Below are 21236 nucleotides of genomic sequence, written 5' to 3' on the forward strand. Positions count from 1 at the left end.
CGTTATGATTCATCTCCCTGCTTTACACCGGTTGTCTGTAGGCATTATCAACAAAGGTTGCTGTAAAGCGCGCTATATCTCAGCTATATCTATGCAATAACATATCATCTTATCAATAAGCAAAAACAGCCCAGGCTGCCGCCCAGTCATTACCAGGTATACCATCGAAAGCACCCCTGTAAATCGTTCCGGTCAGGCCGACAGGTAACCCTATCGTAAGTCCGCCGGTTAATGCCGGAGATACCACCAATGGATTACCGGTTTTAGGAAGATAAAAACCAGGGACGGTTCTATCGAACGGCTTTACTAACCTGATAGCTGCGTTCGGATCCAACGGATTCGTATAGCCGGTATTGTTATCCGGCGCATCCGGGTATGGGCGCATACTGTTGTAAGGATACAGGGGATTAGCACTATGAAAAGGTACATTATAGGCATGTACCAGGTTATGTTTGATAATAGAGAAACCATCGCGGTATCGTTCCTGGGTATCGATGGTGCTACCTCCGGAATTATCTAACAGGAAGCCATTTTCATAGCCCAGCAAAATGGTATTGTATACTTCAAACTGACTGCTGCTTCTCCAGAGGGCGGCAGCGCCATATCTGCCAATAGCGGAAGGCGGGAAATTGGTTTTGATCGCCAGCGGGCGATTCGGTAAACCAATCATGGTCAGATTAGCAATCAGCGGCTTGGTCACGGGTAATAGCGGTACATTGCTGATATTATTATCTGACTCAATTCCATTGGAGATACTTCTATCTGCGCGGGTGGAATCTGCCAGCAGCAAAGCATATTGAATACGCCCCCTATAACCATATTCAAAATCCAAGGCATCATCCAACGGATTCACCACAATCACATGGCTGACATTCACGGTACCGCCAAAAAACTGTATGCCATCATCCTTTGCCTTATATACCTCTACAAAATCTATTTCGGTTCCATTACCCACAGCTCCCAGCGTCAGTCCATTCAGTTCATTATCCACGCTTAGCTCAAAGCCGGCATATTCTATCCGTACATACCGCAGCTTGCCGGAATTATCATTATCGAAGCTCCCGCCATATAGTACACTGACAGGTGTAATACCTCCTATCCCTTCTATCCGGGGACTGCCTGGTTGATTGATCGTAGCCCTTCCCAGAATTACCAATCCACCGATGTCACCTGCTGCCGGTGTAGATTTTGTGGAAGTAAATACAACCGGAGCAGAAGCGGTACCCAATGCTTCAATCTTGCCGCCACGGGTAATCACCAGTGTGCCACCGGGTGTAGCAGCAGTACCGGGAAGCCCCTTCAACACTGATCCGGCATCTATCTGTAACACATCCAACGTATCTACATACACGATTCCATTCAGGTAATACGTACCACCTGTTAAATGAATGGTATCCCGGACCGTATGGCCTACACCTAAAACGCCGTTTAAAGTAGCGCCGTTGGCAGGAATGATCTGGGTGGCGCTCACCGGGGAATGTTGCTGGTCCTGCTGATTTTTTTCACAGGATAACATACTGATGCAGGTTAGCAATATAGCTGTCACTACAGCTATGTTGTGCATGCGCTTAATCATCTGTATAAAAATTAAACATTGATAAATACTCATTTATAGCTATGTCCTGCATACTATTGTTTCGTATACTCCTCTGTGATAGTATGGTCGTTGGGTGTTGACAGTTATGAAGGATTTTATAAGAAGAGTGAATGAAAGGCCGCCGAAAACGGCAGCCTCTATAGCTTCATCGAAAAATGCTGGGGTAACACGCTAAAAAAATCATAATTGAAACGCGAAAATTAACTTTGGAAGGTTATATACTTTCACTCCATTATCCAATAAAAATGATTCTATTTTAATCACGTTAATCATTCCAGGCGCAGCTTCTTCTGTACTGCTTGCATTAAGATAGGAGAATGCATAACTATCCGGTTTTTCATAATCCGTAATATAGCTCTGAAATGCATTTACACCGGAAACGGCATCTCTTACAACTACTACATAAAGATTCTTTTGCCCATTCTCATTATTCGCAGGTAAGACAATCCTGACAGAAGTCTGATTCAATGATATATTTTTCACTGTGGTTACAGAATCTTGCGATCGGGCAAGGTTTTCCATATTATTATCACGGTAAATACTTATATTAATTGCGCCTGAGCCAAAATTATTAAACTTATTAATCAGGATAAACGCGATACTATCTTTTGCAGGTTGATCAAAATCGCCTTCCTTTATAAACTGATTAAATCCATAGGAGGTATCATAAGCATAAGTTAAAGATATTCTATCTGTCAATGCCCGTACAAGTGTATCCTTGAGAGATGCAGCTGAATCTTTTTTATGAATGCTGATATGTAATTGATCTTTTTGTTTTAGTGTAGCTCCAAAACCTGCCTGTTGTGTACCGAGTCGTTGTATTAACTTCCCATCTACATAAAGATCCAAGGTATCATTGTTATGAAATACAAAAGGAACAGATAGTGCTACAAATTTTTCTCCTTCTGTTAACTCCCCCTTATTACAGGCTAATAATTGCAATCCAAAAAAAATGGAGCATAAAAATCTAAAAGAATAAAATTTCATCTTCAATATAAAAGTTAGAAAGGGGCTGCCCCCTAATGATTCTATAATATTTGTCATTGTATCTCTATCCATACTACCGGCGCCTTCCAATCCGACATAATTATACGACCATCATAGTGCAGCCCCTGATTAAAAAGAAATTAGTAACCTAAAACAGTCCAACCAGTGATCCAGTCAGCAGCTGCATCAGCACTTACAGCACCTCTAAAGCTGGTACCCACTATACCCGCAGGTAAACCAGTAGTTAAACCACCAGTTGCTGCTGGAGAAGGATTTAACGGATCATTACCTGGACGATAAAAACCAGCAATTCCTCTATTGAAAGGATTAACCAGTCTGATAGCCGCATTAGCATTCAATGCATTGGCAAAACCACTGTTATTATCAGCTGCTGCAGGGTAAGCCTTGGTAGCTGTGAATGGATAAGCAGGATTGCTGGCAAAAGGTGTAGTGAAGGCATGTACCAGGTTATTTTTTATGATAGAAACACCATCACGATATTTTTCCTGAGTATCTACTGTAGTTCCTCCGGCGGGTACCGTATTATCCAGCAAGAAGCCTCTCTCAAAGCCTAAGAAAACAGAGTTATACACCTGAAACTGGCTGCTTCTTCTCCAATGTGCTACCACACCATATTTACCTGTACCAGAAGGCAGGAAATTAGTTTTAGTAGCCAAAGCCTGGCTAGGTAAACCGATGATAGTCAAGTTGGCAATCAGTGGTTTGGTAATAGGTAAGGCCTGGCTACCCACGCTATTATTATCTGATTCGATACCGTTAGAGGTACTTTTATCAGCACGGGTAGAATCTTCTACTACCAACGCATACTGGATACGTCCGGTGTAACCGTTGTCAAAATCCAGCCCGTCATCCAGTGGGTTTACTACCACCAGGTGACTGGCATTCACATCGCCACCAAAGAATTCGATACCATCATCGGCAGCTTTATACACTTCCACAAAGTCAATAGTAGTACCACTACCAACACCGCCCAGTGTAAGACCATTCAGTTCATTATCGGTGCTCAGTTCATAACCTGCATACTGAATACGTACATATTTCAGGATACCGGAGTTATCAGCCACCTGTGTACCACCATAATGGGTATCAGCCGGGGGTGTACCTCCTATACCTTCAATAAGTGGATTAGTCTGGTTGGTTTTAGCTCTACCCAGAATAACAAGGCCTCCAATCTGACCGGAAGCAGGGCTACCGCTGTTGGAAGTAAATACAATAGGTTGGGTAGCGGTACCATTGGCTTCAATTTTGGCGCCACGGGTTACCACCAATGTACCACCGGGTGCACCTACGATACCTTTAATAGTAGTACCTGCATCAATTTTTATTACGTCGAGGGTGTCTACATACACCAAACCCTGTAACAGGTAAGTACCACCAGTGAGGTGAATGGTATCACGCACTGTTTTTCCGGTACCTAACACTCCACTTAAAGTGGCACCGTTGGCAGGAACAATCAAATTGGCGCCAACAGGCTTTTCAGCCGGGGCTTGTTGTTGTTGGTCTTTTTTGCAGGATACTGCAAATACGCTGGCAGCCAGGATAGCGATAGCTGCTGCGTTGAGGTTAAACTTGGTCATCAAATAAAGATTTAGATTTAAATAATAATTACTAAACAACTGTATATACCGGTAATAATACATGCGTTTTGATTTTTCATACTCCTCATACGGTTTTAAATAGTAGCGTTAGAAATTATACCCCAATGTAAAGCTGTAGGTTCTTCCGGGTTTAATCTGATAGAAAATAATATCCTTATCTTTTTGATATAGGAGTTCTCCACGGGTTGGTTTTCTTCCATTCGCCGGTTCCGTATTTCCATTATCATAACTGTTATAATAAATGGTACTATAGCTATTCAACAAATTACTGACATTAACACGCAGCTGCATTTTATCTTTCAGCAGCTTCACGCCTATCTGTCCATCCAATGCCTGCACCGGACGTTCAAACAATGAGGTAGCGTATACTTCATGCGGCATAAATAAACGATTGGTCACGTAATTATAAAGAAGACTTGCTGATATCCATCTGGTATCATAATACACACCGGCATTCACGGTATAATTGCTGGCTCCTTGCTGTGGCCGGTCTTCCCAATCACCCACACTTTGTTGTATTACAATTTTTTTGGAGCCAGGGGGATCTTCCTTATAGGACACAGGCGACAAGGCTTTCACTCTTGATAGTAACATGGTTCCGTTGGCATATAAAGTAAAATTCTTTACAACGGGGATTTTAGTAAAACGTAAAGATTTGCGGATCTCTACTTCTATCCCTTTATTCTCGGCTACTTTATTATTGTGCAATGAAAAGGTATTGATACTGGGTTCTGCACTGATTTCCATCGGAAGATCTATTTTTTTGTAGAAAAGCGATACAGACATAATCTCTCCTGGCCCGGGATAGTATTCATACCTGAAATCCAAATGTTTTAAAGCACTGGAAGTGATAGGTTCTATACTTCTATATTCCCCACCCAGTTCAAAGTCATATTCCCTAAAAAAAGACAACTCCCGTAAATCAGGTCTGATAATACTTTGCGCATAGGCCAACCGCAAATTCATTTTTTCCGACAGGTTGTAGGTAAGATTGGCAGATGGAAAAATTTTCCAGTTTTTTTCCCGGTTATAAAAGGAACTCAAATCATATCCTTTATTGGGTCCAACATATTGCTCTGCTCCTTTTACAAATTCATCCAACACTTCATTTATCTTATTCAGGTTATAGTACTCCGCACGTACGCCCCATACCAGACGGAGCTTACCTGCCAGTTTTGTATCAAACATGCCATACAACGCATGTAAAGCAGCACTCCGGTGAAAATCATCACTGAATTGATCAAACGAAAAGGTAAATCCAGGTTTAGACGGATCAAAAAATGATTGTATAGATTGTGGAACAGCAGAGCTGCCACCGGTACCTACCCGTGCCACATAGAATAACCGATCTTTATACCAACCGGCATATCCCACTTTAAATGTATTAGCGACAGCCATCCCTTTTATATTAAAGTGGAAGGGTACTGCCACATTCATATCCCAGTTCAGGTCATTTTCAAAAGCCCGGGTCCACCAACGCATCGCACCATCTACACCACGTGCCTGCGGAGGTCCGATAGCGGTATATGGGTCAGTAGTAACGCTTTCCTCCGGCACCTGAATACGCATCATGTGATTATCCGGCCGCTGACGGTCTAGCTTTACATAAGTACCCATCCAGTGTAACCTCACCCCCTTGTTACCTACACTATGTTCTCCTTTGAACTGTGTTTGCCACAACCGGGTCCATTGTGTATTGTCATAGTACCCCATTACAGGCACCTGTACAGAACTCGTACCATCTACCCCTCTTCCCAGCAACAGTTGCTGATCTAATGTATTGAGATATAAGGTTTGTAAACTCAGCTTATTCCTGCTACTGGTATATCCCACTCCTGCCATCCAACCTATATTCGTAGAAAAGCCGTACTGCTTTCCGTTAAACGCCAGACTATCTTTTCCATCTCCCCGTAAGCCCATCGAAGCATAGCCATCACGCAGCATGCGTACGTCCTGCGTATGCAATGTATTGCGATAACTGGCACTCGCAATAAATCCCAGCTGATTACCACTTGCCAGATTCAGCACCTTACCCCACGATACCTGTAAGTTCATGGACGGCTGAGCATTAAACTTATAGATACCCCAGTTATTGGAGAATACGGATGGATCTTTCACCGGGTACTTCATATCAGCTCCGTCATTGCTATGTGGACCATCTGTCTTCGCCAATATATCCTTCATACTCTTCCAATTCAGCGTCCCAAACAGGTTACGGTGTGAAGAAGGCCGGCCCAGGTATTCCTGGTCCAGTTTGAGGCTATTAAACGGTTTGCCGGTGGTATTATCATTGAAGCTGCCCCCCACGGAAACATTCAAAAACGACTGCGTAGGAATAGCTTTGGTTTCTACATTGACCAGTCCCCCGCCGAATTCCGCACTCATATCGGGGGTAATGGTTTTGAGAACGGTAATGTTATCAATGATACTGGCAGGAATGATGTCGTAGCTGAAATTTTTCCGGTTCAGTTCTGTGCTGGGCATAATCTGGCCATTGAGCATGGCTGCGTTGTAACGCTCACTCATACCACGTACCACTACATATTTATTATCTACGGTGGCCAGACCACTGATGCGTTTCAGCACCTCACCCACATTTTTGTCGGGCGAGCGGGTAATCTGTTCTGCACTGATACCATCAGTGAGACCCGCAGCATTTCTTTGTTTATTATATAAGGTGGCCACCGATTCTTTTTTAACGGCGCCCTTTACCGTTACGCCCTGCAGCGTGGCGGAAGTGGAAGACATCACCACATCCTGAATGGCTGCACGTCCTTCCTTCACCACTACATTATTGGCACTGGAAGACCGGAAGCCAAGATGCCGGAAAGACAAGTTATAGGTTCCTTCCGGCAACTGTAAGGTATAGGAACCATCTACTTTAGAAGATGTATATCTGTTGGCAGCAGGTACCACAATGGTCACACCTGGTACCGGCTCATTCTGATCATTGAATATTTTTCCCTGTACTACACCCATTGCTGTTTTAAGCAATGCTCCTTTTCTGATCACAATAATATTTTCCTTTAACTCCACTTCCAGTGGCAACCGCTGATCCATTTGCTGCAATACTTCCGACAGGGGCATTTCCGGTTTTATGATATTCATGTCCAACTCCGCTACCTGGGCGGGATCATAGAGATAGCGGTATTTGCCCTGTTGTTCCTGTAATGATTTCAACACATCGCTTACCTGTTGTTTACCTGTTGTCAAGTGTACCGATTGCTGCAGCTCCTGATAATGCTGCGCATATAATAAAGAGGCGCCAGGCAAGAGCATAAAACCTATACTTAATACCATGCTTTGTAACCATCTTAGAACGAAAGGTGTCATTGATCTGATTGCTTTTGTGTTTTGTGAATAAATCCGGTCCGGTCAGGCAAAAGCCTCCCCGTTGCAGCTTTTGGCTATAGCTGCAGTTATAGTAACTGATTGAATAAGACTAAAGTGTGGTGGTCTACTTTTCTCCTATACGATATCCTCCCTCTGGTTGCCTGCTTACTTCCAGCTTATGCAGGTAAGCAATGGCGTTCATAATGGTTATCAGATCATCTGTTGCATTAAATGTTCCTGAAACGCGCTGCTGTGCAGCTTTTTCTTCAACGGCTATTGGTTCATTAAATTGGTATGATAATCTCCTGCAAACATCCTTCAACGTAGTGTTGTCAAAATAAATTTTATCTTTTATCCAGCTGGTGGCTTGCTGTATATTGCGATCTGTTTTTGCGTCGTGTAATATATTATCTTCAAAATTCACTACCATGCCTGGTGTCAGCAACTGGGTAGTGGATGCACCATTTTTACTGAGGGCTGCTACGGACACTTTACCTTCCAGCAGACTTACACATACCGCCGTATCCTGCGTAATAAAGGAACTGATGTTAAAGGAGGTTCCCAGGGCTGTTGTTACCATATTGGCGGTATATACCCGGAACGGCCGGTCTTTATCTTTTGCTACTTCAAAGTAGGCTTCTCCGATCAGCTCCACTTCTCTGGCAGTAGTATTGTAGTCATCAGGATAACGTAATACTGCATTCCGGTTCAGCCATATTTTTGTTCCATCTCCCATGATCACCGACTTCACACCGCTGCTGCGGTTATCCAGTTCCTTCCACTGTTGCCGGGCAATACCGGTGGTAGCAGCGGGAGATTTTGCCGTACGTAATTTATAGAACGCCGTGGCCGACATCACCATAATACCAATCAGCACCGCTGCGTATCTTGTCCATGTCCATTGCTTTATTTTTTTACGTGCCGGCAATACAATAGGTGGTGGTATTACCGGGGCGGTGGGTGCTTGCTCTGCCTCTCTCCATTTACCTTCGAGGAATTCATCCAGTAAAGTATGATCCTCCCCATTCAGATAAACTGTTACCATTTCCCGTTCTTCCGGCGAGCATTCATTTTTAAAATAACGATCTAATACTTGCAGCGTAATCACCGATAATAATTGAATAAAGCGTCAAAATATACTATCTACACATACAGTACGATCGGTAATTAAAAAGTGAGGAGGAAAAAAATGGAATTCACATTTTGGTAACATTGGAAATCATACACCGGGGTTAACGGCGGCGTATTAGTGGTGCATAATCACCGGATAAGCCATCGCTGGTGCGGTTCCTACCGGCTGTACCACTGGCAGCAACGGTTGCTGGCGGCGGGCGCCGGTTGTGCTGATCAGCTCCACGGCTTTCGCTATCAGGGGATCTTTGGTACTTCCCAGGGGCGCCAGGGGCAGACTGGCCAGTTCATCTATGGGGTACAAGGGCGCAATGCCTCGGTTATATCCGCCCGCGCCGGTGGCATTTTGTAGTTTATAGGTAACCGGCATTAATATCCAGGGGATTCTTTTGGGTGTGCGTTTATCAGCGATGGTAACCATGCCTTCATCTTTGCCGAGCGTAGTGGTGCCAATCTGTACTACTGTTGCATAGGGTTTCAGGTTATTCACCATTAACTCAGCTGCAGAAGCGGTATGATTACCGGTAAGGATGTATACTTTATTCAGCCGGAGCTGCAAAGGCCTTACCTGTTCAAAGGTAACAGCCGTACCATTTTCCGGCAGCGACATGGCCAGGCTGAACGCCATGTTGCGATTACCCAGGTGGCTATTACCGGTATATTTAACGAAGATGCTTTCTTCACTGATATTATTACCGATCAGGGCACATAATACGGCGGCCATCGCCACGCTTCCACCCGGACTATAACGCAGGTCCAGTATCAGCTGTGTAACGCCTGCCTGTTTAAATTGATTGAAAGCAGCCAATACACCGGCGCTTTGTGTATCATCAAAATAATTAAAACACAGGTAGCCTGTTTTTTTCTGCGCAAGCGTCCATATATCGGATTGCTGCACCGCTGGTTCTTCTGTGTAGCCGCCACGGGATATTTCCTGTACGTTCCCTTCTGTGATGGTGCCATCTGCATTTATGGTGGCCCTTGTCAGGCTGCCTTTTCCCGTGGTGGCCAGTTGCTGCAGCAAAGTGGTGGCATTGGTACTATTCAGCAATGTGCCGTTGATACGGGTAAACAGCCCTCCTCTTTCCAGGTCTTTGGATGCCGCAGGCGAACCTGCCTGTACCAGCTGTATGACGCCGAGTGCGCCCCCCGGGGCCTGCGGATAACCGATAACAGTGGCTTCCATGCCATATACACTCCGCAAACTGGTTGGTAAGGTATTGGCATTGGCAGGATCATATATAAAGGAAAAACGGTCTGCCGCGTTGCGCAACTGATGAAAATAATCAGGTGCGGAGAGCTGTTGATCTGCGGTTGCAGGCAAACCATCTTTCCAGTAGTAGAAATATTGCATGCTGTCCAGTATCCACTGGTTGACCTCCTGCGTGGTTACCGGTCCGGATGGCTGTATATCCCCTTTGTCTTTGGAACAGGCGCTGATAAACAGACAGCTCAGCACCAACAGGGTCATATTCCCAATACTCTTACGAATCAGATAGGTAGCTGTTTTGAGATGACTTCGTACAGTCGTAACTGATATATTGAGCATAGTGGCTATTTCTTTGTGAGAGTATCCGGAATAACGGAATTGATAAACCCGGCGGGGTTTTTCAGGCATGGTACGTAAAATATTACTGAGGCGGGATTGCAGTTGTTTGTGATGGAGGTTGCTGTGCACCATTTCGTCTGCGGCGGCTGATGTCACCTGGGAGATGTTTTTGTGAGCGGCGGAAACGAGGGCTGCTTTCCGGCTTTCATCGATGACCACCCGTTTGGCAATCACATACAACAGCGGAAAAATATCCTCTTCTTCACTGCTGATCATATCCATCCGTTCCCACAACCGCAGAAAACATTGCTGTGCAATATCCTTTGCACGATGTCTATCACCGGAAAGTTTATATGCAAAATCATATACTTTCTGGTAATTAACTTTATATACCTTAATGAAAAGATCCTCTAAAGACATTCCTTAAAATATTAGGACTAAAATAAGCACCTACTATTATCCTAATGTTAATGAACTTATAAATCCGGAAACTTTTTGCAGCATAAAGGTTTCAAAGGGGTTATGAATGGCATGGAAAACTAATCCGTCCGGATAAACTGTTGCCTCCCTTCTCAACATGATAAGAAAAGAGGCAACCGGCTTTTATTATTTCTTTTCCAGGGCCTGTAATCTGGCGTCGAGGTCCTGGTTCTTTTTATTCAACTGAATGATATATAAGGTTAGTTCTTCCACTTTCTGCATCAGCTTCCGGTTGATTTCACCGAGATCCTGTCCGTTGGCCTCCATTTCAGTAGCTGCCGGAATTTCAGGCAAACGGTGATGTGTGTGAATATATTGTTCCAGGGCCGCAATATCCCGAAGTGGGTAATCCTGCGCGAACACAAAATCCGGCCAGTCTTTAGCGGTCACTTTTACGCGTTTGGCTTTTATATCTCCGTTCACGGCCAGTTTTATCTGGGGGTCTGCAGCACCGTTACCGATAGCCACGTTACCGGTTGTTCCGGAAATAAACAGGGAATTAGCCAGGTAGTTGTCATCCTGGGTTCTGAAACCCATGCTTACTTTATAGGCTGCTTCTCCGGGATCAGCTGCAATTACCATGCTGTGGGTCCAGGTACCACCGGCACTCACTACGCGATAGAACCCCACACCAACATAAGAGCCAGTCAGAAAATATACGTCATAGGCTGTTGCTGCTGCACCAGCTGCATTAGGCACCAGTTTAAATGCACTAAAGGCACCACCGGATCGTCCTTGCCTGCTGGCAATTGCCGCTACCCCAAATCCCTGTGCATCCAGCGAACTACCATTACTGGTTCTGATTGTCAGTTCGGCACTGGTCAACTGGCTGGGATCTGCATTAAACCCATTCCCCCCGTAAAAAGTAATCGTTGCATTTCGGCCACCTTGCATTAAATTAATTGTGCCCGCTTTTACCCAGGAGTTAGTTCCCTGCGTAACACCATTTAAAGAATAAGTAGCATCTACCTGTGCATGGAGGGCGGTATGACAGGTCATCATAACAATGAGGCTATACAAAAAACGTTGGCATGTCTTCCAATTCATAGGTATCCTTTTGACTGCGAAGCTAGGGAATATCCCTATTATGGGGATCAGTTACTGCTATAAAAAAACGTCTCCGGTGAAATGTTTTCACCGGAGATGTTTCATCATTGATGTGATTTTTTATTTAAAAAACTCATCCCCCCATCCACTATTCACGGATACCTTGGTTACTTTCAACTGCGTATCAAATCCATCTGTGGTAGTACGGAGACTGAAAGGAATTTTGATACCCTCATTCACTTCGCGGTAATCGGCATAATCGGTCATCACTTCCTTCGCATTGCTTTCCTGTGTAGCCGGGAATGTCGTTCTTACTTTCAGACCAGTCTTACAATCGTAGTAATTACGGAATATCACTCCATTGGTAGTAGCGATGGTTAGCACATAGGTTTGTATACCCTCTATCTCTGCTGTCAGCGGCGCCAGTTCTATTTTCACTTTATCTGCTTCACTGGTGAAATACAATTCCGGAAACAGGATTTCCCGCTCTTTCTCTGCCGCTTTTTCTGCAGCGGACAGCGGCAGTTTCCTGCCTCCCAATGTAACGGCCACCTCTTCTCCATTGATCACTGTTTTTTTAACAATCTGGCCTATTACCGGCACAAATACTTCCTGGCTGAACTTATCGGGTTGCTTCCATTTTATTTTCACGTCTACCTGCGTACCTCTTGCATTACCGGTTGCTTCTATGCCATAATCCTTAATTTTTCTAAGTTTATCTGCGCCACCAATAGCGTTGACATGCCCATTTAATACTGTCGTAGCAGTAACACCTGCCGGCACAGGTTTTCCGGCAGCCGCTTTCCAGGTATTATTCTCCGGATGGATGTCCGGGAAATGACCGGCCGGATCTATCTCTACTTTCGTCAATGGCGCCGCAGACGGGTAGCGGAAAGTCCAGGTACAGCCCCGCTGCCAGATTTCTACCGGCAACCGAACGGTATCTGTTTTACCTTTTTCATCCTGTATGGCGATGACCACCGGCATAGGCAATTGTTCCAGGTTTTGTATGGTAATCAATGCCCCCAACGCCGGATTTTCCTGTACATATTTCACACCTTTTATTGCCTGGTCCAGTTTCCAGTTATTGAAGAACCAACCACGCCAGAACCAGCTTAGATCCTCTCCTGAGGCGTTTTCCATGGTACGGAAAAAATCCCACGGAGTAGGATGCTTAAATGCCCAGCGTTTAATGTATTCGCGGAAAGCATAATCAAACCGCTGCGGTCCCAGGATCTGATGCCGCAACAGGCTTAAGCCCATCGCCGGTTTGTAATAAGCTGCAACGCCGTTGTAATTCAGGTCAATCACATCCGGGGTGTTCATGATGGCTTCTTCATATGCGGAGAACATCCCCGGGGCGTTCTGTTGTATCTTTTCTTCGCCGTGATACTCTCCCTTGTTAAAGGCTTTGGTGGCCAATCTGTTGATGAATGTATTAAACCCTTCATCCATCCAGGCATATTTACGTTCATTGGAACCTACAATCATGGGAAACCAGTTATGCCCGAATTCATGATTGGTCACGCCCCACAACCCACCCTTTGATGAGTAGGAAGAACAGAAAACAATACCCGGATATTCCATTCCATGTGCAATACCTGCTACATTGGTCGCTACCGGATAAGTATATACGTACCAGTCTTTTGAATATTGTTCGATACAACCTTTCACATATTCTGTAGATCTGCCCCAGGCGTCATTACCTCCTGCTTCCACGGGATAAACGGATTGCGCCAGCGCTTTTTTTCCACCTGGCAGGTCAATGCGCGCAGCATCCCACAGGAAGGCCGCAGAAGCGGCCCAGGCTACATCGCGGGCATTTTTACAGGTAAAGTGCCAGGTGCGGTCTCCTTTCGTGGGCAGCTTTGTTAAGGCACTGCTGTCACGGATCATCACAGTTTTGTCACTATTACGGGCTTTTGCCAGCAAGGCTGCTTCGGTGGCGCTGAGCACCTGTGTTTCATTCACCAGTTCGCCGGAACCTACTACCAACATATTGGCCGGCGCCGTGATGGTATAATCATAGTTACCATATTCCAGGTAAAATTCACCGGCTCCCAGGTAAGGCAGGGTATTCCATCCCAGCACATCATCATATACGGCCATACGCGGATACCATTGTGCGATCTGATAGATCCGGCCGTCGCGTTTACGTTGCAAGCCGGTACGATCTACGCCAAACTCCGGCACCGTATAGGCGTAATGGATGGTAATCTGCAGAGAGCCGCCTGTTTTGAGCGCTTCTTTCAGGCGAATCTGCATCCGGGTATCGTCTACCAGGTAATCTGCCGTGCTGCTTTTGCCATTGGCTGATACATTCACGGTCTGCAGTTCAAAACCGTTGGTATATTGCGCGCTGGCAAAACGATCGCCAACCGCAGTGGTGGCAGCTGTACCTCTCGCATCTTTGCGAAAAAGCTGCTGATCCAGCTGCAGCCAGAGAAAGGGCAGCTGATCCGGGCTGTTATTGCGATAGGTAATGGTAACGGATCCGCTGATACGCTGTTTCGCAGTATCCAGGGTAACGGCCAGCTTATAGTCGGCCGTATTTTGCCAGTATTTAGGGCCGGGAGCGCCGCCTGCACTGCGGTATTCATTGCCGGCAGCGGGATAAAATAAGGGGGAGAATGCCGCGTGGTGGTCATATTTTGACGCGGTTTGTGCTGCTCCCTGCTGTATCGTTCCTATTAATAATAAGGATACGACCGCATAGATGCTCTTCAATTTCATCGATGGTGATTTAGATTTGTTGCTGCTAATATAATGAAGAGCCATGCGAATTTCCAATCTATCGCAGCTGTTTTATCACTTGTTAAGTATTTTCTGCTTTCAGTTTGTTTTTCAATTGTTTCAACCGGAAGGCAAAGAGGATGCTCAGTATACCGGTACCCCAAAAAGCAGCGGCCATTAAACCCAATATAGTAGCCACTCCCAGGGCTGGGTTATCCAATATCACCACGGCAATAATAATCAGGCCGATACCGCCTGCCAACAGCCATCCCCAACCGGAAACCCCTTGTGTATTGAGCTGAATGGAATAACCAATCAGACTGATACCCCTGAATAAAAACCAGAAGCCGAGAAATAACGGAATAACGGCCATACTGATGGCCGGATGGATAATCAGTATAAAACCCACTACCAGATCTATAATGCCGGAAGCCAGTGCCCAGCCCCAGCCATAGGAGGTTTTACGGTTGCTGATGGCGAAAATCGTTTCAAAAAGGCCGGTTACAAATAACGTCACACTAAAAAAGACGCTCAACAATATATAACTGCTGAATGGGTTACTGAATACCACAAAACCTGCCAGCAAAAAAATAATGCCGTTAATCAGGTAAAGTCCCCAATATTTTACGTTCTCCCGAATCGTGTTAAGCAAGGCTGACATAAAAAATATTTTAATGTTATAAAACAATCACTATGTTCTTCCTAACAGCTTCCATTACAAAAAGTTCATCATAACATCATAAAGAAAAAACAACCAAAAGCACTTAACTTTGTCCGAACTGATTTTAATCATAGATTTCAATAACGACGGAAATTATATTTGTGGAATGAATAAGGCGATAAAGCAAGACAGAATTTCTCCAAACTGGTGGCATCAAGTGGATTTCCTGGGCATACATGCTGTGCCCCTACTGGCATTTTTCACTGGCACTACAGCGTTCGACTGGATTTTATGCGGCGTATTGTACGTGGTCCGCATGTTTTTCGTGACAGCCGGTTATCACCGGTATTTCTCGCATCGCGCATTTAAAACGTCGCGGTTCTTTCAATTTATTTTGGCGGGCGGTGCGCAAAGCAGTTTACAGAAAGGTGCGCTCTGGTGGTCGGCCAATCACCGTATCCACCATAAATACAGCGATACACCCGATGATCCACACTCTGCAAACGTATACGGTTTCTGGTATGCACACATCGGCTGGATCATGGGACCTGAATACAAACCTACCCGTTTCGATCTGATCAAAGACCACAAAGCCAAAGAACTTTTATGGCTGAACAAATATCATATGATACCTGCATTGGTATTAATGGTAGCGGTATACTTTGTTGGGAATAAAGTAAATGGTACGGGTTGGTTCGATTGGACTGCCGGTTTATCTACCGTGTTAATTGGTTTCTTCCTGAGCACAGTTATTCTGTATCATGGTACCTTTACCATTAACTCCCTCACTCATAAGTTTGGTAACAAACGTTATCAGACCGGTGATGAATCCCGCAACAGCCTGATACTGGCGTTGGTTACCCTGGGCGAAGGCTGGCATAATAATCACCACTATTATCAAAGTGCTGCCCGGCAAGGTTTTTACTGGTGGGAAATAGATATTACCTATTACGTGATCAAAACACTCGGATTTTTTGGCATCGTATGGGAAATACGTCCGGTACCGGCCAAAGTGAAAGACAGCAATAAATTAAAAGGATAAACCTATTTCACAACATAAAAAGCGGAGATATCATCAGTTGATATCTCCGCTTTTTTTTACGCCGGCAGCACCGTTTCCTGCAGATAGCGCCACTTCGCATTCCCATCCGGCCCAGGCACAAACAACGCGGTGCCAACCCGTCTGTTGACGCCACTTTCCAGCTCCTGTACTTCTTCATACCCGATCAATACCATGCCTGGCTGTTCGTAATGTACCACGAAATCCTTGATGGTTACGGTAACCCCGGGCCTGCTGCCATAGGCAACCGGTAACCACGCCGCCAATGTGGTCAACGTCTGGCTGCCGCCATTGATACCAATCATGTGGAAAGCAGGATCAAAATCTGCCAGTATCGCCTGTTCATTTTCGGCGTTCTTTGTTACTGTTCCGCGGAACCAGTCTTGTATCCGGTCCTGAAAACGAATAATCGTCTGCGTTGCGCTTGTTGTTAAATCCATATAAACAATATTTATTGTTGTATCATTTTTATCAATTTCCGGCTATAAGATAGCGCTACCCCTTCCAATATACCCAGCAGTCCCAGTACCACCATAAAAGCGGATGCATAGCTACCCGTCACCGGTAATACACTAAAAAATACCGTCCCTAAAACCGCGACACCCAAGGCACTGCCCATTTGCATGGTGGTACTCACCACCCCCGCGGCCAATCCCGCTGTTTCTACCGGTATACCGGCCAATACCATCCGTACAATCACCGGCATCACAATACCATGTCCCACACCGGCACATAATAAAGCAGCATATAGTACTACACCCGGTAACGGCTGGAACCACAAGGCCGGCACCGACAGCAAAAAGCCGGTACTCAGCAGTAATAATCCGATTAACAACACCTTCTCCCTAAACCTGCGTGCCAGCGCAGCACTCACAGCCGGGCCAATGAAAAAGCCTGCTGCATAAGGCAATACGGCCAATCCAGCCTGTAACACCGTCCAATGAAAACCACTTTGCAGGTAAACAGGATACACCATAAAAAATGAAGCCGTATTGTTGAACAGAAAGATAACAGTCAGGCCGGTTAAAAACCGCTTATCGCGGAACAACTGCAGATAGATGAGCGGATCCCGCCCTTCCCGGATGATGCGTTGTTCTGTACGAACAAACCACAGCATAACCGGAATAGCCAGGGCCATACAAATGAATACCCATAACGGCCAACCGGCTTCCCGCCCTTTGATCAGCGGATAAATAAACAGGAATAAAGCCGCAGAGATGAGTATCACACCCGGTATATCCAGACGTAATCTTTTTTCAGGGCGATTTTCCGGTATAAAACGCATCGCCAGTATCACAGCGGCAATGCCTATTGGAATGTTAATCAGGAAAACGGTTTCCCAGGTCAGGCCGAAAGGATGCCACTCCAGGAGTAAGCCACCACATAGCTGCCCCGCAATGGAAGCCAGGCCGAACGTAGCACCAAACAAACCCATCGCACGGGGTTGTTCTGCTGCCGGAAAGATCACCCGAATGGAAGATAACACCTGTGGCGCCAGCATGGCGGCCGATAGCCCCTGTACAATACGGGCGGCGATCAATATCCCTGCATTCGGTGCAAACGCACAAATAGCAGAAGTAAGCGTAAACACACACATCCCGATGATAAATACCCGTTTCCTGCCGTAAATATCGCCCAAACGCCCACCAGTTACCACAAATACAGCATATGCAGCACCGTAGCCGGTAACAATAAACTGCAGCTCACTGCTGCTGGCATGTAGCCCTTCCCGCATCGCCGGCAAGGCTATATTGACAATGAAAAAATCCAGTGGTGATAAAAAAGCGCCCATCAATAGTACCGCTAATGCCCGCCACCTGGCGGGGTATGGAAAGGTTGCATCCATGCCTGACATATCCTTATTTTTAGGATGCAAAGGAAGCAAGGATGCCTGGAAAAAAAATTGGACTTTAAGAGGATTGTCCGGTACTTTTGTTACATGTATACCAAGGAAACCAAACAGCCTTTTGATTTGCTCCTGCAAGAGATGGACAGCTGGGAAGCACTTCCCTATGCACATAATTTCTTTGAACTGATATATATCCGGGAAGGAAAAGGCAGCATTACTGTGAACAATAACAGTCATGCCTATACGAAAGAAAATATTTTTTTATTAACACCAACAGATAAATATCATTTTGATATAGAAGATCCCACTCAATTTTTATTTATCCGTTTTACAGACCTGTCTTTTTCCCGGTTTGAAGACGAAACAGCTCACCTGGAATTCTGTGACTGGACAAAAAAAACACAATATCTTTTTAACAACCTGCAGTCGAAAACAGGCTCGCTGTTCCGGAGTGAAGCGGATGCCGCCTTCGGCAACGCCCTGCTCACAGCCATTGTGCGGGAATACCAGCAACAGGAAGCAGGCTATCAGTTAGTACTCCGGCAATCTGTTACTATTCTGCTCAACATCCTGGCCCGTAACGTTTCCCTGGGGGAACCTGCCAGGCTGCAAAAGAAAACACCCAAGAACGATATCATACAGATCGTTGGTTACATCCAGCAACATATTCATGCGCCGGAATTACTTAAAATAAAAGTGATGGCGGCCCACTTTCATTTCTCCCAAAACTATCTGGGCGCCTATTTCCGGGAACGTACCGGCGAGAGCATACAGGACTATGTGATCAATTACAAACTGAAACTGGTGGAAACCAGGCTGGCACATAGTAATATGCGGATCAGTGAAATAGCGGAGGAGCTTCATTTTACAGATGAGAGCTATTTATCGCGCCTCTTCAAAAAGTATAGGGGCATGACACCGGGCGCCTACCGGAAAATGCTGGCAAAGGTGTAACTACCCATTTTTTCTCTTATCTTGTCTGTCTAAAAAAAGGTATCATGCAATACACCCCTGCGACAGACAGATACGATCACATGACTTACCAACGCTGCGGCAGGAGCGGCATACAACTACCCGCTCTGTCTCTCGGACTATGGCACAACTTCGGCTCTATCGATAATTTTGAAAACGGCCGCAGTATTATCCGTCATGCTTTTGATAAGGGTATTACCCATTTCGATCTCGCCAATAACTATGGCCCGCAACCCGGCAGTGCCGAAGAAAATTTCGGTCGTATCCTTAAAAAGGATTTTACCGGACACCTGCGGGATGAACTGATCATCTCCACCAAAGCAGGTTATACCATGTGGCCCGGCCCTTATGGCGACAAAGGCTCCCGGAAGTATCTCATTTCCAGCCTGGATCAAAGTCTGCGCCGGATGCAACTGGATTATGTAGATATTTTCTACTCCCACAGACCTGACCCGGACACCCCATTGGAAGAAACCATGGGCGCGCTGCACAGCATTGTACAACAAGGAAAGGCGCTCTATGTAGGGCTCTCCAACTATACTGCCGAACAAAGTGAAAAAGCCATCAACCTGTTAAAACAATTGGGTACACCCTGCCTGATACATCAGCCCAAATACAGTATGTTTGAGCGCTGGGTGGAAAATGGTTTACTGGATGTACTGGAAAATCATGGTGTAGGTTGTATTCCGTTTTCGCCGCTGGCACAAGGACTCCTCACCGATCGTTACCTGCATGGTATTCCTGCAGGATCACGTGCCAGCAGGCCTTCCGGATTTCTACAGGAAAAAGAGATTACACCGGAAAAAATTGAACAGGTAAAAAAACTGCATGAGCTAGCCCGGCATCGGGGACAATCTCTCGCACAGATGGCCATTGCCTGGTTGCTGAAAGATAAACGTATCACAACCGTGTTGATTGGCGCCAGTTCTGTTGCCCAACTGGACGACAACCTGCTGGCACTGCAACAAACTGCGTTTACGCCTGCTGAATTACAGACCATCGAAAATATTCTCCGCAACGGTGCGTAAATAAATAGTTAGTGTGATCATCAAACAGGCATCTCCCATCATTGCTGATAAGGAGAGATGCCTGTTTGATGATTAATTTATTGTTGTCTTTTTGTTACCGCACTTTCCGGGGCTTCGCTCTTTCATACTGCACCGGCCATTGCATACTGTCGTCATCCAGTTCATGTGCTGCCCGTAATGGGAAATAAGGATCCCGCAGCAGTTCACGGGCCATCAGTACCAGATCGGCCTGTTCTTCCGCAATGATGGATGCCGCTTCTGCAGCTGTAGTAATCATGCCTACTGCACCCGTAGCGATACCGGTTTCCCGGCGAATGGCTGCGGCAAAAGGTGTCTGATAAAGCGGGCCCGCCACAATCTGCTGATGTGCGGCCAGTCCGCCGGAAGAGCAGTCGATCAGGTCTACGCCCTTATTTTTGAGCACCGCCGCCAGCTTCACGGACTCCTCCAGGTTCCAGCCTCCTTCGGCCCAATCGGTAGCGGATATACGTACCAGCAGCGGATACTGCTCCGGCCATACTTCCCGCACCGCCTCCACAGTTTGCACCAGCAGCCGTATCCTGTTGTCGAAGGAGCCGCCATATGCATCCGTGCGGGTATTGCTGAGCGGAGATAAAAAATTATGCAACAGGTAACCATGCGCCGCATGGATCTCTACGACTTTAAATCCGGCTTTGCGCGCACGTATGGTAGCAGCCTGGAAATCATCCAGTACTTTACGTATGCCTGTTTCCGTGAGGGCTTCCGGTATGGGAAAGTCTTCCTTGAAAGGAATAGCGCTGGGGGCTACTGTCTGCCAGCCACCATCGGCAGGCGCTACCAGCCCTGTTCCGTCCCAGGGCCGCAGGGTACTGGCTTTCCGGCCGGCATGCGCCAGCTGTATGCCCGGTACGGCACCCTGACTTTCCACAAAGGCCGTAATGCGTTGTAACATATCCAGATGTTCCTCCTTCCAGATACCCAGGTCCTGGGGAGAAATACGGCCCTCCGGTGATATGGCCGTCGCTTCTGTCAGCACCAGGCCGGCGCCGCCTACCGCCCGGCTTCCCAGGTGTACCAGGTGCCAGTCGGTAGCAAAACCATCTTCAGAAGAATACTCACACATAGGAGACACGGCAATACGGTTCCGTAGTGTTACTTCCCGTAATTGTAAAGGGCTGAACAAATGTGTCATCTTTCTTTTTTTTAGG

General features: G+C 46.1%; 15 protein-coding genes. 3 read left to right on the forward strand and 12 right to left on the reverse strand.

Features of this window, described 5'->3' with window-relative positions; genetic code table 11:
• Window positions 1-112: 112 nt before the first annotated feature.
• From OL444_RS24305 to OL444_RS24345, 9 genes are all read right to left on the reverse strand, one after another.
• Complete coding sequence (locus OL444_RS24305; protein ID WP_264729235.1) at window positions 113-1516, reverse strand: beta-helix domain-containing protein; 1404 nt, start codon at window positions 1514-1516, stop codon at window positions 113-115.
• A 261-nt stretch (window positions 1517-1777) separates the two neighbouring features.
• Window positions 1778-2656 (reverse strand): hypothetical protein, encoded by an 879-nt coding sequence (locus OL444_RS24310; RefSeq protein ID WP_264729234.1) that lies wholly within the window; start codon window positions 2654-2656, stop codon window positions 1778-1780.
• 68 nt (window positions 2657-2724) lie between these two features.
• Complete coding sequence (locus tag OL444_RS24315; RefSeq protein WP_264729233.1) at window positions 2725-4182, reverse strand: beta-helix domain-containing protein; 1458 nt, start codon at window positions 4180-4182, stop codon at window positions 2725-2727.
• A 108-nt stretch (window positions 4183-4290) separates the two neighbouring features.
• A complete protein-coding gene (locus tag OL444_RS24320) occupies window positions 4291-7536 on the reverse strand; it encodes a TonB-dependent receptor (RefSeq protein ID WP_264729232.1) in 3246 nt (1081 codons plus the stop codon).
• 124 nt (window positions 7537-7660) lie between these two features.
• The gene (locus tag OL444_RS24325; RefSeq protein WP_264729231.1) at window positions 7661-8644 is read right to left on the reverse strand and encodes a FecR family protein; all 984 of its coding nucleotides are present in this window, start codon (window positions 8642-8644) and stop codon (window positions 7661-7663) included.
• Between the two features lie 138 nt (window positions 8645-8782).
• The gene (locus OL444_RS24330) at window positions 8783-10636 is read right to left on the reverse strand and encodes a sigma-70 family RNA polymerase sigma factor (protein WP_264729230.1); all 1854 of its coding nucleotides are present in this window, start codon (window positions 10634-10636) and stop codon (window positions 8783-8785) included.
• Window positions 10637-10822: 186 nt separating this feature from the next.
• Entirely contained in the window at window positions 10823-11743 is a 921-nt protein-coding gene (locus OL444_RS24335) for a hypothetical protein (protein ID WP_264729229.1), read from the reverse strand.
• A gap of 120 nt (window positions 11744-11863) precedes the next feature.
• Entirely contained in the window at window positions 11864-14476 is a 2613-nt protein-coding gene (locus tag OL444_RS24340) for a M1 family metallopeptidase (RefSeq protein ID WP_264729228.1), read from the reverse strand.
• A gap of 82 nt (window positions 14477-14558) precedes the next feature.
• Window positions 14559-15137 carry an HdeD family acid-resistance protein gene (locus OL444_RS24345; protein ID WP_264729227.1) on the reverse strand — a complete coding sequence of 193 codons (579 nt, stop codon included), beginning with the start codon at window positions 15135-15137 and terminating at the stop codon, window positions 14559-14561.
• A gap of 166 nt (window positions 15138-15303) precedes the next feature.
• Here OL444_RS24345 and OL444_RS24350 point away from each other — a divergent pair, with 166 nt between their 5' ends.
• On the forward strand, window positions 15304-16179 hold the full coding sequence (locus tag OL444_RS24350) for an acyl-CoA desaturase (RefSeq protein WP_264729226.1): 876 nt from the start codon (window positions 15304-15306) through the stop codon (window positions 16177-16179).
• Window positions 16180-16235: 56 nt separating this feature from the next.
• Here OL444_RS24350 and OL444_RS24355 read toward each other — a convergent pair whose 3' ends face one another.
• Window positions 16236-16637, reverse strand: a complete 402-nt coding sequence (locus OL444_RS24355; RefSeq protein WP_264729225.1) for a hypothetical protein — start codon at window positions 16635-16637, stop codon at window positions 16236-16238.
• A gap of 11 nt (window positions 16638-16648) precedes the next feature.
• Window positions 16649-18043, reverse strand: coding sequence for an MFS transporter (locus OL444_RS24360; RefSeq protein ID WP_264729224.1), 1395 nt, complete (start codon window positions 18041-18043; stop codon window positions 16649-16651).
• Between the two features lie 93 nt (window positions 18044-18136).
• Here OL444_RS24360 and OL444_RS24365 point away from each other — a divergent pair, with 93 nt between their 5' ends.
• Window positions 18137-19000 carry an AraC family transcriptional regulator gene (locus OL444_RS24365; RefSeq protein WP_264729223.1) on the forward strand — a complete coding sequence of 288 codons (864 nt, stop codon included), beginning with the start codon at window positions 18137-18139 and terminating at the stop codon, window positions 18998-19000.
• Between the two features lie 44 nt (window positions 19001-19044).
• Entirely contained in the window at window positions 19045-20046 is a 1002-nt protein-coding gene (gene mgrA, locus OL444_RS24370; RefSeq protein WP_264729222.1) for an L-glyceraldehyde 3-phosphate reductase, read from the forward strand.
• A 94-nt stretch (window positions 20047-20140) separates the two neighbouring features.
• Here mgrA and OL444_RS24375 read toward each other — a convergent pair whose 3' ends face one another.
• Window positions 20141-21220, reverse strand: coding sequence for an NADH:flavin oxidoreductase/NADH oxidase (locus OL444_RS24375; RefSeq protein WP_264729221.1), 1080 nt, complete (start codon window positions 21218-21220; stop codon window positions 20141-20143).
• Window positions 21221-21236 lie beyond the last annotated feature (16 nt).

The sequence above is a fragment of the Chitinophaga nivalis genome, from assembly GCF_025989125.1.
Classification (GTDB): Bacteria; Bacteroidota; Bacteroidia; order Chitinophagales; family Chitinophagaceae; genus Chitinophaga; species Chitinophaga nivalis.